This is a genomic window from Parabacteroides timonensis (genome assembly GCF_900128505.1).
In the GTDB taxonomy this organism is placed as follows: Bacteria; Bacteroidota; Bacteroidia; order Bacteroidales; family Tannerellaceae; genus Parabacteroides; species Parabacteroides timonensis.
Genome location: NZ_LT669941.1, coordinates 568,475 through 581,774, shown reverse-complemented (window position 1 = coordinate 581,774; position 13,300 = coordinate 568,475). Strand labels below are relative to the sequence as shown.

The following is a 13,300-nucleotide window of genomic DNA, read 5'->3' as shown; positions in this document are numbered from 1 at the left end:
ACAGCCATGAATCCACTAAGCCTGGAAGAACTATTCCCGATGTTTCCGCCTGCCTGTGTTTTAACCGACAGGGTGTTATTGGTTCCTTCATCCGAATTCGGACGGTTAAAGGAGCATTATATCGAACGTACCCGTGCCTTCATCCTGGTATGTAAAGGTTGCCTGGTACTGCAACTCAATGGAAGGCGATACGAAATGAGGGAACATACACTCCTGGATATGCTGGACGGGATCACCATCCAGATTCTCAATACCAGCACGGATATAAGAGCTTACTGCCTGTTCATCAACTACAAGTTTGCCAGTGAATCCCTGAAGAACCTGAAGCCCGGACCACTGACTTATATGTTGGACATCATGGACGCTCCCATCCTCTCTTTTTCTCCCGAAGAGAACCATATTCTGGAAAACCAAATGCTTCTGCTGCAAGACTGCCTCCGGAATACAGACAACTATTACCGGACAGAGCTGGCCAGGACTTACTTCAAAAGTTTAATGCTGGAGCTGGGCAACCTGCTTTTCAAACACAGAGCACCAGCAGATGAAACCCCTTCCACGATCGAAAAGAAAGAACTGGTCATGCTGGATTTCATGAAACTGGTATGGCAGCACTTCAAGACAGAACACAATGTGGATTTCTATGCCGACAAACTCTGTATCTCGACCAAACACCTCTCACGAATCATCAAAGACCAGATGGGAAAGACACCTCATGCCGTCATCTCCGAAGAAATCTTCCACATGGCTATGACCCTATTGGAAGACGACAGAATCCCGGTTCGCCAGATCGCAGAGATACTGCATTTTTCAGACCAGGCGGCTTTTTGTAAATTCTTCAAGAAATACAAGGACATATCACCGATGGCCTATAGAAAAAAAATAGCCACGGAATAAACCGTGGCTACCTGGCCTGTTTCTATGAAAACATTTACTTTTCTTCTCCGTTCAGCTTTCGGACCAGATCATCTGCCGGTCGGAATTTCACCGAATTTCTGGGTGCAAGTACGATCGGCTCCATAGTTTGTGGGTTACGTACAGGGCGCGACTTCTGGTACAGAAGAGAAAAGACCCCGAGTCCTCCGATCCTCACCTTATTATCCGACTTCACCTCTTCGAAGATAGTATTTATAAATGTGTTCAATATGTTACTTCAGTCTGCGTATATCCCGTCTGCTCTGCAATAGAATATATCAACTCTCTTTTGTTCATCATATCTCTTATAAATTAAAATATTTGTTTTGGCAGCGATCCGCTGTGCCAGAGCGAATCGTTATTTTCAAACAGTTCACCGACCTGCCGTATCCGGTTCGCTGACAAGTACAGTTTTTTCAGACCTTTCTCGTAATCCCCCAGCCGCCTAAAATCCGAACCCACATAATCATAATATCCTTTATCCAACAGATTCCGTGCAACTGATCGGGGCTGTTTTCCATACAATCCGGCCAACGAGAACAAATTCAACTGGAATTTATACCCCTTGTCTTTCAGAAAATAATAATCATTCTGTGTCATGTACCGATACAGCTCCGGATGCGCGATAACAGGTTTATATCCCTCCAGGACCAGATCAAATAAAAATGTCAGGAATCTCTCCGGAGCCGACGAACAGGAAGTCTCCACCAATATCTGCTTTCCGGGGAAAGTCAGTATTTCTCCCCTTTTACGGGCATCAAACCCACTATCCAGCATATATTCGCCAGCCAGGTATAATTCCATATCCGGCGGACAACACTCTTTCAGAATAGAATATTTAGCCTGTAAAAGTTCCGGCGAATTATTCTTGCACTCATCTGCGATATGGGGAGTAAGGAAGATGCGTTTCACCCCCACCTCCTTCATTCTCTTCAAGGCAGCCATCGAGTCCATCAAAGACTCCGATCCTCCGTCCACACCGGGAAGCAGATGTGCATGCACATCTGTCATTCCCTCAAGCAATGTGGTATAAAGAATGTTTCTCTTCGGTACAATCCAGGTCAACATGACGAAAACCTATTATTTTTTCTTCTCATTTCCATATCCGTACCCATAACCATACCCGTAACCATATCCGTATCCATAGCCATAACCGGAATGGCCATAGCGTACACCATTCAGGATCAGACACATATTTTTGAATTTCTCCTGTCTGTACAGCTTTTCCAGTTCCGGTAGCTGACGACGGTCCATCAATCCGGCACGCAGAATATAAATAGTCAGGTCGGCCACCCGATTCACAATGGCAGCATCGGCAACCATACCGGCAGGCACATTATCCAGAATGATATAGTCATACCGTTCCTTCAGCGCCTCCATTAAAGTATCCAGACGGTTACTCAACAAAAGTTCCGAAGGATTGGGAGGAACCGGTCCTGTATGGATAATATCCAGGTTTTCCGCAAGTTCCCCTTTCTGAATGATGGCATCTATATCATCCACCTTCCCGGATAAATAATTAGTTACCCCCATGTTAGCGGCGCCGCTAACATGGCTTGTAAGGGTACCCTTACGGATATCGAGGTCGATCAGTATCACCTTCTTGCTGGTCAGTGCAAAGCTCATGGCGAGGTTCATCGACACAAAGGTCTTACCCGCATTCGGATTGAAAGAAGTGAACATCACCACTTTCATCTCTTTCGCTTTCACACGCATGAAATCCATATTCGTACGCACGATACGGAAAGCCTCCGAAATACTGTCGCGACCGTTTTCACGCACGACTATCTCATCCTTATTCTTCTTGTCGCGCAAAGGGATCTCTCCCAAAAACGGAATCGATACGGCATCCTCCACATCCTTACGCGTACGCACAGTCGTATTCATGACCACCTGCAGCCAGATCACGCCCGCCGGAATAGCCAGCCCCAACACCATAGCCGCCAACAGGATCATCATCGACTTCGGAGCCACCGGAAGCCGGCTTCCCTGTGCCGCATCGATCACACGGGCATTACTTTCCGTAATCGCCTGTGACAAGGCATTCTCTTCCCGCTTGTTCAACAGGTAAAGATACAGCTCTTCCTTGATCTTCTGCTGGCGTTCGACCGACAGCACATATTTCTGCTGCGTCGGAACTGCCGAGATACGGCGTGACGTCTGCACCTCCCGCTCCTTGATATTCTTGATCTTGATATTCAGACCGACAATCAGGTTGTCCACCGCCCGGATAATGGTCTGTTTCATCGCATTCAGCGAATTGTTCAGGTCCATCACCACCGGATTCTTGTTACTGCTGTTGCTGATCAGTTTATCCCGTTTCAGCAACAGGTTGTTGTACTCGCTGATCTGTCCCTCGATATTCACATCGGCGATACCCGTATTGGCAGGTATCAGATCCGAACTTTTATGCGGATCGGTCAGGTAATCGCGGATATATTTGGCAAGCGTCCGCTGGTTCTCCAGCCCCAACCCCTCTTTGCTGTACTGGCTGCTTTCCTGCAGATACATGCCCGTTTCCGAACTGATGTCCGTCAACTGGTTTTCACGCTTGTAAGTCTCGATATCGGCATCCACGCTCCCCAGCTCCTTCTCAATAATGATCAGACGGTCATTGATGAAGTTGGACGTGTTCACCGTCACCTGGTTCTTGTCGTTGATCGCATCCTCGTTGTAAACGGCAATCAGCATGTTCAGTACATCTTCCGCACGCGGGATAGAGACATCCTGCAAAGTCAGGTTAATGATCGTCGCCGTCTTACTGGCCAGTGCCACCTGCAGCGCATTGCTATAGCTCAAAGTGACATCCTCCCGGTTCTTCTTGCCGACAGCGACCGGCTTGCCGAAGTATTTATCCGAGTAATACAGCGTCGGAGTCACCACCAGCTTGCCGACAGGGGTAGTTACCGTATCGTTCAGCGCGATCTTCTGCATCTTTCCTTCGTCCGTGGAGAAGTCCGACAGCATCACCTCCTTTTCCGACAAGGGGGTCACCGTCAAAGAAAACGCCTGTACCGCCTCCGTTTCCGGAAACTGTACGGCAACGGGCGACTGCGTATACAGCTCCACCGTACGCAATCCCTCCTTCACCGTATAGCTGACATCCAGATTCAGCCGTTCGGCAACAATATTCATCAAACGCTTCGACTTGAATACCAGTACCTCGTTGTCCACATTACTTTTTACATTGAACATGTTCAGCTCTTCAAAAGCAGCCGACTCACTGAGACCACCCCCCTTTGCATTATCCTTGATCAGAACGGAAGCCGTACGCGTATACACTTTCGGTGCCCATTTCAGATACAGGAATGCCGCCCCGCTACAGAGCAGGACAGACAAGAGAAACCAATACCAGTTAGCCCGGACAATATTGAAAAGATCCCTTAGATTCAGTTCGTTTTCTTCTTCACGCAGATAAGTTGTTTCTTGTTCAGAATTCATTGGATCATCCGGTTATTTAAAGATTAATACTGCGATGGTCGTCAGGAGGGAGATGACGGAAACCCAGACTCCGATTGTGTTATTCTGGTTGATGCCGCTCTGTCCCGACTTCGCTTTATTCGGTTCCACATACACGATATCGTTCTGCTGCAGATAATAACAGGGCGAATTAAATATCTCCGCCGAGCGCAGGTCGTGGAAAAGGATCGTACGCTTTCCGTTGTTTTCACGGATCACGCCTACCCGGTCACGTCGTCCGTAGATGGTCAGGTCGCCCGCCATACTCAACGCTTCCAGCAGCGTAATACGGTCGCCGGAGATAGTAAAACTACCCGGACGGCCCACCTCTCCCATGACGGACACCTTAAAGTTCAGGAACTGTACCGTCACGATCGGATCCTTGATCAGATCCCCTTCTATCAGCTTGTTCTTCACCAGCTCCGTCAACTGCATACGGGTCAGCCCCTCCACATGGATCTTTCCAAGGATCGGGAAATCGATATCCCCGTTCGTATCGACCAGGTATCCCAAGACGCGCTGTTGTCCGGTACTGTTCGATCCCAGCTGATAGGTCACCATCGGCATATTGAAAGGCAGTGCCAGTTCCGGATCGCGGCTGTTCACCATGATAGCCAGCAGGTCATCGCTATGGATAATCACTTCGTATTTCTGCTCGATCTCCTGCTGCTTCAACGGGACGACATCCTGTAAATAGAGTATCTTTTTTGTCGATGTGCAGGCGGTAAAAAATACCGCCACACACACCAACAGATAGGTCACATATTTTCTCATCATATTCATTTACGAGGTTTTAGTTATGTTCGGGTTTCATATTACCCTGTTCCTTTTCGATGCTTTGTGACACGGTTCCGTATTTTTCGGCAGTAATGCTTTCAGTCCCTGCACTTGTCTCTACCTGGAAAGTATACTTCACCAATGCCTGCTTGAAAGCAACCGACATCTTCATATCCCCGCATACTGCCACCTCTTTGGATATTTCCGTTTCAGAGATACCTTCGCTGCTGGATAACGTATTGGTCAGAGCTGCCATCAGCTTTGCCTCGATACCGCCTGTCACACCTGCGCTCTTGGATACGATCCTCCAGCCGTCTTTCATCTTGAAAGAGAACGTCTTCGATACGGCAGTCGTCTTTCCCAGGTTATCTATCACTTCGGAGAAAACGGATTCACTACCCGGTTCGGCAGAAAAGTCGGTAGCGACCTTCACTTCATGCACGGAGAAACCATTCAGGCGAATCACATACGATTTATTTTCCGCATCGAAATCGGCTTCCCCTTCTTCCGTACCGTTTACATAATGTTTCGCTTTCGTGAAATAAACGCCGTTCTCAGCCTCTTCCGCCTTCACCTTTATCTCCACAGGCTTGTCGAAGGTCAGACCGTCCGGTTCACAACTCAGGCTGGTCAAAGAGAGGGCAGACGATGTTTCCACCGGAGTAGAAGTAGCGATCGCCTTATCGGCAGCCTCTTTCACCTTCTTATCGGCAGCAGGCACAAACGGAGTAATCGTCACATCTGTTTCCGTCTTCACAGCCCCGGCAGGGATAGCCACATCGACATCCTCCGAAGCAGTCACCTGCGTATCTTTCTCCGGATCGACTTTGACAGCATCCGCTTTCTTTGTCAATACCTGTGAATAAGAGACGATGGTTCCTTTATCGGCATCGTTGTCGATGGTTACTTCATTCCCGATCGTGATATAGCCGTCTTTTGCGAAGCTCAGTTCAAATGTACCTTTCTTGGTCACTTCTATCAGATAAGTACCTGCAGCATCGGTTTTCGCCGATACACTTCCGGCCGATACAGCTACATCAGCCAGGGCATTTGCCCCGTCCGTCACCTTACCGGTGATGAAATAGGCATCTTTCTCCAGCGGGTTTTCCACGATTTCCGGAACGGGTTCCACTTCATCGTCTTTACAGGAATTAAAAAATAATCCGCCAAACACCAGCGTTGCAGCCAACAGGCCCAACGAACAATAATTAGTTGTTTTCATACTTGATAAGTTTAATATTAATATTTAGTATATATTTTAAGTTTAGTTGGTTTTATTATCTTGTAATGATCTTTAAAACCTCTTTTCGAACGAACTCCGGTGCATCATACCCCCGGCTGCCGTTCTCATCGGGACGGACCTCATAGCTGTAACCCAGCAGCTCATCGCCGTAGGAACCACCATGCCGTGCCCTGTATTCATGGGCGAAGTATTCCGGTAAACGGAAACGGACCGCCCGGCGTTTCCCCCGCTTCGTCCCCGGAATGGGAATAGCAAAATGGAAACCGCCATTCACTTCCCCGCCGGTCAGCAGCCCATACACACCGACCGTCACCTCTCCGAAATGACGGCGGCAATCCAGCCGTGCCCCCATATCTCCGTACACCAGCCGCACAGCCGCCAGGTCGATCTGCAAATCATACCGCGGTTCATTATACCGTCCCCATACCGATCCCGTCACCTTCCTCCAGGTTGACACCACCCATTCCCCGCCATAGCAGGTACTCGATCCGGTCAGTCCAACATTCGCCCCGACCATCCACCGTCCCCGGGCAGGCTGATAACGCAAAGCGGCGTCCACCCCCATCCGGTTACCCGTAAAGTTTCCCGCTGTCAGCCGTCCCAGCACACCGCCCGGCAAACGGAACTCCTGCCGGAGCGTGATCACTCCCGGACGTATGTATTTCCGATAATCCGTCATATTCGTATAAAGCGGCAATATCACCTGCCCTGTCAGTACCGCCCCTTTCCAGAGGTCCATCTCGATGGCAGGCGAGAAATTGACAGCCACCCCATACAACTTGTCGAGCCACGAATTTTGCAAAAACAACTCCGGATACAAGACCACATCGACCCGTCCCGCCATCCGGTTCCGGCTCTCCTTGCCTTTCAACCGGCGCATCGCCTCATCCGTATCGTAGCTAACCTCCAGAGCCTCCACCTCCCGGGGCAATGTCAGCAACAACCGCGGTATCCGGTCATCCAGCACCACCAGCTCATATCGGACAGCCTGTTCCGCCTCCGGCAGTTTCCGCAAGCTCTCCGCCACCGCAGCCAGTCCCCGGTAAGTCCCCCGGTAAATATTATCCTCGTAAGCGACAGTGCAAACCGAATCGGTCCGTGCCACCCTCACTTCCTCCATGCCCAGCGACAACAACACCTGCTCTGCCGCTTCCTCCACCGACCTGCCCGTAGGCAGATGATTTCGCGAATGCTGCCCCTGTACAGCCACAGCCATCCCCCACAACAGCAGGAGACTCGTCATCCAACACCTCCGCCTCATGGTCTACCCCCTTTCTTACCCAGTAACACCAGTTCGTACCGTACCCCGCACGACACCGCTTCCAGGTCATAGCAAAACACATGTACCGTAAAATGATTGAAAAGCCGGACACTCCCGCCCATATTCACCACGTTTCCGTCATATTCCGCCATCAGGGAAAGCGGACGGCAGAAAGCCGGTGAATAACTCATCCCTCCGAAAACCCCGTCACGAACGGCATGTTTGCGGAACGGGATATTCCATCCGAACGTGAATGCCAGGTCATGACCGCCGGGCAGGAAATGCTTCGTCGCTACTCCGTACACCGATGAGAAATAACGGTTACCGGTAACTTCACTGAATGTATTCAGCTGCCCGGTCGTCAAAGCGTCATTGCTCCCTACGACCACCGACGGCCAGTATTTCCCCTCTTTCAGCGGACGTATCCTAAGCGACACCGAACGGTCCTGGTTCCACTTCCCAGTCTTAAGTTTCAGCAGCGTACAACGATACCCTATTTCCAGGCAAGGCAGAAAAGTCATATTCAGGAAATAATTCCCCGAATTATAATCCCAATGCTCGGGAAGCATCTGCTCCGGCAGGTAATTCACCCCCACCATAAATGTCCCGTCCGCCTGCATATCCGCCGTCGGGATATTCAGCAAGCCTGTCACTCCCATTGAGTGCTGGGCGTGAAGGCCGACTGCCATCAGCAACCAACAGGCAGACAGAATCAGTTTCTTAAACCGGATCGATATATTCATCATAAACACATTTTTTAAGGTTCCCCGAGCACCTCCACAATACACCCTACCTGGCGTGGTGTCAGAATACGTTGCGTACGGTTCCAGCCTGTCTTTGTCAAGCTACGGATCAGACCACCATTCGCTATCACCCAGGCTTTCAACCGGCGGGAAGCTGCCGCGGGAGTCAGTGTCGGACTATACAACACGCCTAGTTCCATCCAGGTAAAACTGCGGTTCTTCCACTTCTTTTCCTCTTCTTCTTCCACAGATTTTTTCTTGTCTTTTTCATCTTCCCGTTTCATGCCCACCTCCAATCCATAGTGGCCGGACGTTTCTGCCTCTGCGACAGACCGGTCAGGTGAGCAATCCCGGTATTCAGGCGACGAAGCGCCTGCATCCTTTCCGTCATATCCGTAATGCCAGACAACGTCTGTATCCCTATCCGGATACGTTCCAATAACAAAGCCTCTTCCGAGGGCGAGTCCTCTGCAAGCTTTTTCCGGAGATAACCGGTAAACCGCTCTTTTCCCCAAAGCCGGAACAACGAGTCGGGATCTTCCCCCTCCGGCAATTCTACCCCGTAAGCCCGTATACCCTGCATCCTTAGAAGCGAAACGGCCTTTTCCGAAGCATTTCTTCCAGCCGTATCCGCATCCAGCATCACCAATACCCGCGATGTATATTTCTTCAGCAGCGCAATATGGCCGTCGCATAAAGCCGTTCCACAAAGCGCCACTGTATTTCCGAATCCCGCTGCATGCATCGCCAGCACGTCTTTGTAGCCTTCCACCAGTATGGCATATCCTTTTTCCCTAATTGCCTTGCGGGCGATATTCAATCCGTAAAGAAGCTCGTTCTTACGATAAAGTTCACTGGTCGGCGAATTGATATATTTGGGAGAGCCCGGTACTTCCGTCAGTCGACGCGCCCCAAATCCTACCAGTATGCCTTCTTCATCCCGTATCGGGAATACCAGCCGGTTACGCATCGCTTTCCATTCCCCGGCAACCATAGCCGGGGAAGTTCCTACCTCAAAATCAAGCCAGGTCGGAGTCAGGTCCGAATCTCCGGAAGCGGCAGGAAGGAGAGACGAAAAAAACTGAAGGTTTTTTTCAATTGAAAATTGAGAATTGAAAATTGAAAATTTTTCTGTTTCACAAACAGGGTTTGTCAATTTGACTCCGGGTTTGACTTCGGATTTAATTTTCAATGTTCCATTTTCAATTTTTAATTTCTTAACCGCTTCCTTAAACGACAGCCCTTCTATCTTCTGTAAAAAATGGATCACATCCCCTTTCTCCCCGCATGCAAAACAGGTAAAATATTGCTTCTCCTGGTTAACAACCAAAGAAGGATGGTGGTCTTCATGGAACGGACAAAGCCCCAGCAGGCTTTTGCCTTTCCGTGTCAGCTGCACATATCGTCCGATGACCTCTTCGATCTGCGGAGCCGACTGTTTTATATGGTTTATTTCCTGATGCGTCATGATGTTACGGTATTACAATAGTTTGTGATTTTTGTATACGAAGGATTATAACGGAACCGTGCAATGCCGGTCGCCCCGTTCCTATTCTTCACAATATAGAGTTTGCCTACTCCTACCAGGTTTTCACCCGTCCGTTCATCTTTCGTAATGCCATGCTTCTCGGGACGGTAAACAAACACGACACAATCCGCCACCTGCTCGATCGTACCCGAATCTCTCAGGTCGCTCATCACCGGGATATGTGCCCTGTCGGCACGTGTATCACAGGCCCGGTTCATCTGCGAAACAAGCAGTACCGGACAATCGGCCTCCAGGGCCAGCTGTTTCAGGGCTACCACATTACGCCCCACGACCTGATCCTGTGTTTCATTCTTCTGTCGGACAGACGACAGCAGGTGCAAATAATCGATCACCACCAAATCACATTCCCCTTGTTTGCTTTTCAGCATCACCTTGGCACGTATATCGCTGACGGTGTTGCAAGGCGTATAATCCATATAGAGAGGAAGATGTTCCAGTTTGCGGCTTGCCTCTTTCAATTGCTCCAGTTCCTTCCCGGTCAATCCGCTGATCCGCAAATGGTCCGGATCCACATCCGTCATACCGGCCAGGATACGGTTCAGCATCTGCAAATCCGACATTTCGAGGCTGAACAAACAGACATGCTTCCCTTCCTTCGCTGCATTGACGGCTATATGAAGTGCCACCGCAGTCTTCCCATCACTCGGACGGCCCCCTAGAATGATAATTTCGCCTCTGTGCAAACCTCCCGTTACATAGTCGAGCTCCTCTATCCCGGTCAACAAACGGGTCACATCCTCCGATGCCCCGGCACGCCTGCTATGCCATTGCAAAGCTTCTTCCGCCAATTCTCCTACCGTACGCATCGCTTTTCCACCGGCTGTGTCGCGCCGAAGCTCCTGCAACGACTGTTCCGCTTCCGCAATCAGCTTGTCGGGATCGGCATCGAATTTCCCGGAACTAAAATTTAACGTCACGAACAACTGCATCAGGCAGCGTAACTTATATTGCCGTTTCACCTCTTCGGCATAACGTATTACATTCTCCGCATTGCGCACATTCAGCATCGCCGGAAGCAGGAACGACAGTCCATTCAGTTCCTTCCAGCGGGCTTCATCCTGCCGGCGCATTCCGGTTTCTACCGTCACCATATCCGGCTGCACGCCCTGATCGTACAAATCCATGATTACACCGAAGACAAATCTCAGCGATTTATCCGAAAACATCTCCTTACGTAACATCGTGGAGACCTGCATCGGAGCATCCAATGAAGTCATCAGGCAACAAACCAGCGTACTTTCCAGTTCGACAATGGTCATACCACCCATTCCCATATTATTCGTCTTATCCGCATCCATCAGGCATTCCCCCTTTCCTCCGGATTCAAATCCTGCATGTTCCGACCTCCCATCGCACGTTCCACGTCGGCCATCCTGCGCCCGGCTTCTCCGGCCAAAGCATCCTGCCAGCCATTCATTTCCGGTTCGTGCCCGGAAAAAAGATCATAATTGCAAATCCCGATACGGGTACCTCCCTTTACGACGTTCAACACGATCAGTTTGTCCATTTCAAGCATCTTCAGATAATAACCTACCGAACCGAGACTGATAGCCGTGAAACGAGCCAGTTCCGAATGAGTACCCACATATTCTCCCCTGCGGCAAACATGTTTGTTTTTTCCCAGCATCACAGTTCCATCACGAAAGAAACTCAATGTGATCAGCGCCATATACATACAGGCCAACTGACGCTTTTTTTTCTCCGGATGCAATGACAGGTTTAATAACTTGCACGGCATTTTGACAAACGCTTTTCCCAGGAAATCTGTTACCCGGCTACTGTTTTGAAGATCTTTGTTCATAACCGTAAATATTAATATCTATTAGTATTTACGTTGTTATACGATTTCTATTTGCAAAAATCATTGAATTATCTTGCTTCTTCCTTACACGCTATTTGCTTTCTATCCGACCGGAAGCGGTTCCTCTTTAATATAGTAAGAAGTATTTCTTTTTATAAGAAATTTATAAATACAAGATTTTTCCATTTTTTCGGAAAACAAGACCGTATATCAACGACTAAAACAAAGGTAGACAGTAGCTTTCGTATATAAAAAACTGTTTTTCGCGTATATTTCACAATCCAACAGGCAATATATCAACCGGTTAATTATTTAAATTCCTTCTCTCCTGGCAGGTTCCCGCTTTATTTCCATCCTGATCCCATCATGGATATGCTGATAATCCTCATGAGCCACTTTCAGCAGGTTGCGAACAGAACTCTGTTCGTAACCCGTATCAAACACCAGATTGATAAATTCAGCCAATTCCTCATACGAACTCTCTTCAAACATGCCGTTTCGAAACATTCCCGACATATACTCGATAAATAATTTCGGTTCCATTACCCGAATACGCTCCAGATTAGCCGGCCCGATATCATATCCGCAATACAGCAATATCATCTCCCTGTAATTCGTAAAAAACGATTTAGCCAAAACGTTCCATGTTTTCTTTTCCCTTATCTCCGGATCACCCAACAATAAAGCCAGCAATAAAATATAATGGCTGTTATTCTTCACTCTTCCAATCGATTCCTCCAGGGAAGGATACGACAAATATTTCCCTGTTATTTCACGGACGGTCTTTTTAAAAAAGCGATTATCCGTTGTTCAATTTGCTTGTTTATTTTGTTAATCATATTCATTCTCCAATTAGGCATCCATATAGCCTGCGAGATTGTGAAATGATATATCCTTTATATGTAAAACATACATGTTTCGCGTTTAAAACATATATGTTTTAACGTTGAAACACCCGTGTTCTGAAGCCTGTTAATTAACTGTCGTTATCTGCTCCTATCCCACTCTTGCTGCACCTATCTGTCTGTGGGTTTTCAGGCCGCCGTACCTTTGTAATGTTATCGATAACCAACAATTTTCAATTATTAATTTTTAATTTCCCGACTATGCCATTAAAGTACAGACTTGTAAAACGCAAGGACATGAGTAAGGGGGCTGCCGAAGGAACCGAGCTCTACTTTGCCCAGACCAGTATTACCAAAAAAGTAGATCTCAACCGTATCTGCGCCCGTATCAGCAAATACAGCACAGCCAGCCGCGGTGATATCCTACTTGTTTTAGACGGTTTTATCACCGTCATGAATGAATCCCTTGCCGATGGCGAATCGATCCATCTGGGCGATTTCGGCAGCTTCCGTATGGTAGCCGGCAGTAAAGGGGCTACTACAGAAGAAGAGTTTAAGACCTCTTTGTTCAACCGTGCTCATATCGTTTTCTATCCGGGAACGATGTTGATGAATCTTGTTCGCGATGCCAGTTTTGAAAAATGGACTCTTCCCGGTTCAGTGACTCCTCCCTCAGGCGGGGAAGACGACCGTCCGGTAATCGAATAATG

At 48.6% G+C, this 13,300-nt stretch carries 14 protein-coding genes; 2 read left to right on the top strand and 12 right to left on the bottom strand.

Annotation, left to right across the window (positions count from 1 at the left end; genetic code table 11):
* The first annotated feature begins 6 nt into the window (after positions 1-6).
* Positions 7-894 (top strand): helix-turn-helix domain-containing protein, encoded by an 888-nt coding sequence (locus BQ7394_RS09935; protein ID WP_075557298.1) that lies wholly within the window; start codon positions 7-9, stop codon positions 892-894.
* A 34-nt stretch (positions 895-928) separates the two neighbouring features.
* Here BQ7394_RS09935 and BQ7394_RS09930 read toward each other — a convergent pair whose 3' ends face one another.
* The 12 genes from BQ7394_RS09930 to BQ7394_RS09875 all read right to left on the bottom strand — a co-directional run bounded on the left by BQ7394_RS09930 (position 929) and on the right by BQ7394_RS09875 (position 12,501).
* Positions 929-1,141: an HU family DNA-binding protein gene (locus BQ7394_RS09930; RefSeq protein ID WP_235848724.1), complete on the bottom strand. Its 213-nt coding sequence runs from the start codon at positions 1,139-1,141 to the stop codon at positions 929-931.
* An 83-nt stretch (positions 1,142-1,224) separates the two neighbouring features.
* The gene (locus BQ7394_RS09925; RefSeq protein WP_075557297.1) at positions 1,225-1,980 is read right to left on the bottom strand and encodes a tyrosine-protein phosphatase; all 756 of its coding nucleotides are present in this window, start codon (positions 1,978-1,980) and stop codon (positions 1,225-1,227) included.
* 12 nt (positions 1,981-1,992) lie between these two features.
* Positions 1,993-4,353 carry a GumC family protein gene (locus tag BQ7394_RS09920; RefSeq protein WP_075557296.1) on the bottom strand — a complete coding sequence of 787 codons (2,361 nt, stop codon included), beginning with the start codon at positions 4,351-4,353 and terminating at the stop codon, positions 1,993-1,995.
* Positions 4,354-4,365: 12 nt separating this feature from the next.
* Entirely contained in the window at positions 4,366-5,148 is a 783-nt protein-coding gene (locus BQ7394_RS09915) for a polysaccharide biosynthesis/export family protein (protein WP_075559961.1), read from the bottom strand.
* Between the two features lie 16 nt (positions 5,149-5,164).
* Positions 5,165-6,370 (bottom strand): carboxypeptidase-like regulatory domain-containing protein, encoded by a 1,206-nt coding sequence (locus BQ7394_RS09910; RefSeq protein ID WP_075557295.1) that lies wholly within the window; start codon positions 6,368-6,370, stop codon positions 5,165-5,167.
* A gap of 55 nt (positions 6,371-6,425) precedes the next feature.
* A complete protein-coding gene (locus tag BQ7394_RS09905) occupies positions 6,426-7,652 on the bottom strand; it encodes a YjbH domain-containing protein (RefSeq protein ID WP_075557294.1) in 1,227 nt (408 codons plus the stop codon).
* Positions 7,649-8,398, bottom strand: coding sequence for a YjbH domain-containing protein (locus BQ7394_RS09900; protein WP_394333694.1), 750 nt, complete (start codon positions 8,396-8,398; stop codon positions 7,649-7,651). Before BQ7394_RS09900 ends, BQ7394_RS09905 begins: the two co-directional genes overlap by 4 nt.
* Before the next feature lie 11 nt (positions 8,399-8,409).
* Positions 8,410-8,679: a DUF4248 domain-containing protein gene (locus tag BQ7394_RS09895; protein WP_075557293.1), complete on the bottom strand. Its 270-nt coding sequence runs from the start codon at positions 8,677-8,679 to the stop codon at positions 8,410-8,412.
* A complete protein-coding gene (locus BQ7394_RS09890) occupies positions 8,676-9,863 on the bottom strand; it encodes a DNA primase (protein ID WP_075557292.1) in 1,188 nt (395 codons plus the stop codon). Before BQ7394_RS09890 ends, BQ7394_RS09895 begins: the two co-directional genes overlap by 4 nt.
* A complete protein-coding gene (locus BQ7394_RS09885) occupies positions 9,860-11,242 on the bottom strand; it encodes a replicative DNA helicase (RefSeq protein ID WP_082211830.1) in 1,383 nt (460 codons plus the stop codon). Before BQ7394_RS09885 ends, BQ7394_RS09890 begins: the two co-directional genes overlap by 4 nt.
* The gene (locus tag BQ7394_RS09880) at positions 11,242-11,745 is read right to left on the bottom strand and encodes a hypothetical protein (protein ID WP_075557290.1); all 504 of its coding nucleotides are present in this window, start codon (positions 11,743-11,745) and stop codon (positions 11,242-11,244) included. The genes BQ7394_RS09885 and BQ7394_RS09880 overlap by 1 nt, the downstream gene beginning before the upstream one ends.
* Before the next feature lie 312 nt (positions 11,746-12,057).
* Positions 12,058-12,501 (bottom strand): hypothetical protein, encoded by a 444-nt coding sequence (locus tag BQ7394_RS09875; RefSeq protein WP_075557289.1) that lies wholly within the window; start codon positions 12,499-12,501, stop codon positions 12,058-12,060.
* Between the two features lie 299 nt (positions 12,502-12,800).
* Here BQ7394_RS09875 and BQ7394_RS09870 point away from each other — a divergent pair, with 299 nt between their 5' ends.
* A complete protein-coding gene (locus BQ7394_RS09870) occupies positions 12,801-13,298 on the top strand; it encodes an HU family DNA-binding protein (RefSeq protein WP_308587619.1) in 498 nt (165 codons plus the stop codon).
* Positions 13,299-13,300: the final 2 nt, after the last annotated feature.

Excerpts from the sequence above, each read along its gene's own strand:
- BQ7394_RS09935 (WP_075557298.1), top strand. The coding sequence starts at position 7 with ATGAATCCACTAAGCCTGGAAGAACTATTCCCGATGTTTCCGCCTGCC.
- BQ7394_RS09925 (WP_075557297.1), bottom strand. The coding sequence starts at position 1,980 with ATGTTGACCTGGATTGTACCGAAGAGAAACATTCTTTATACCACATTG.
- BQ7394_RS09920 (WP_075557296.1), bottom strand. The coding sequence starts at position 4,353 with ATGAATTCTGAACAAGAAACAACTTATCTGCGTGAAGAAGAAAACGAA.
- BQ7394_RS09915 (WP_075559961.1), bottom strand. The coding sequence starts at position 5,148 with ATGATGAGAAAATATGTGACCTATCTGTTGGTGTGTGTGGCGGTATTT.
- BQ7394_RS09910 (WP_075557295.1), bottom strand. The coding sequence starts at position 6,370 with ATGAAAACAACTAATTATTGTTCGTTGGGCCTGTTGGCTGCAACGCTG.
- BQ7394_RS09905 (WP_075557294.1), bottom strand. The coding sequence starts at position 7,652 with ATGAGGCGGAGGTGTTGGATGACGAGTCTCCTGCTGTTGTGGGGGATG.
- BQ7394_RS09900 (WP_394333694.1), bottom strand. The coding sequence starts at position 8,398 with ATGATGAATATATCGATCCGGTTTAAGAAACTGATTCTGTCTGCCTGT.
- BQ7394_RS09895 (WP_075557293.1), bottom strand. The coding sequence starts at position 8,679 with ATGAAACGGGAAGATGAAAAAGACAAGAAAAAATCTGTGGAAGAAGAA.
- BQ7394_RS09890 (WP_075557292.1), bottom strand. The coding sequence starts at position 9,863 with ATGACGCATCAGGAAATAAACCATATAAAACAGTCGGCTCCGCAGATC.
- BQ7394_RS09885 (WP_082211830.1), bottom strand. The coding sequence starts at position 11,242 with ATGGATGCGGATAAGACGAATAATATGGGAATGGGTGGTATGACCATT.
- BQ7394_RS09880 (WP_075557290.1), bottom strand. The coding sequence starts at position 11,745 with ATGAACAAAGATCTTCAAAACAGTAGCCGGGTAACAGATTTCCTGGGA.
- BQ7394_RS09870 (WP_308587619.1), top strand. The coding sequence starts at position 12,801 with ATGTTATCGATAACCAACAATTTTCAATTATTAATTTTTAATTTCCCG.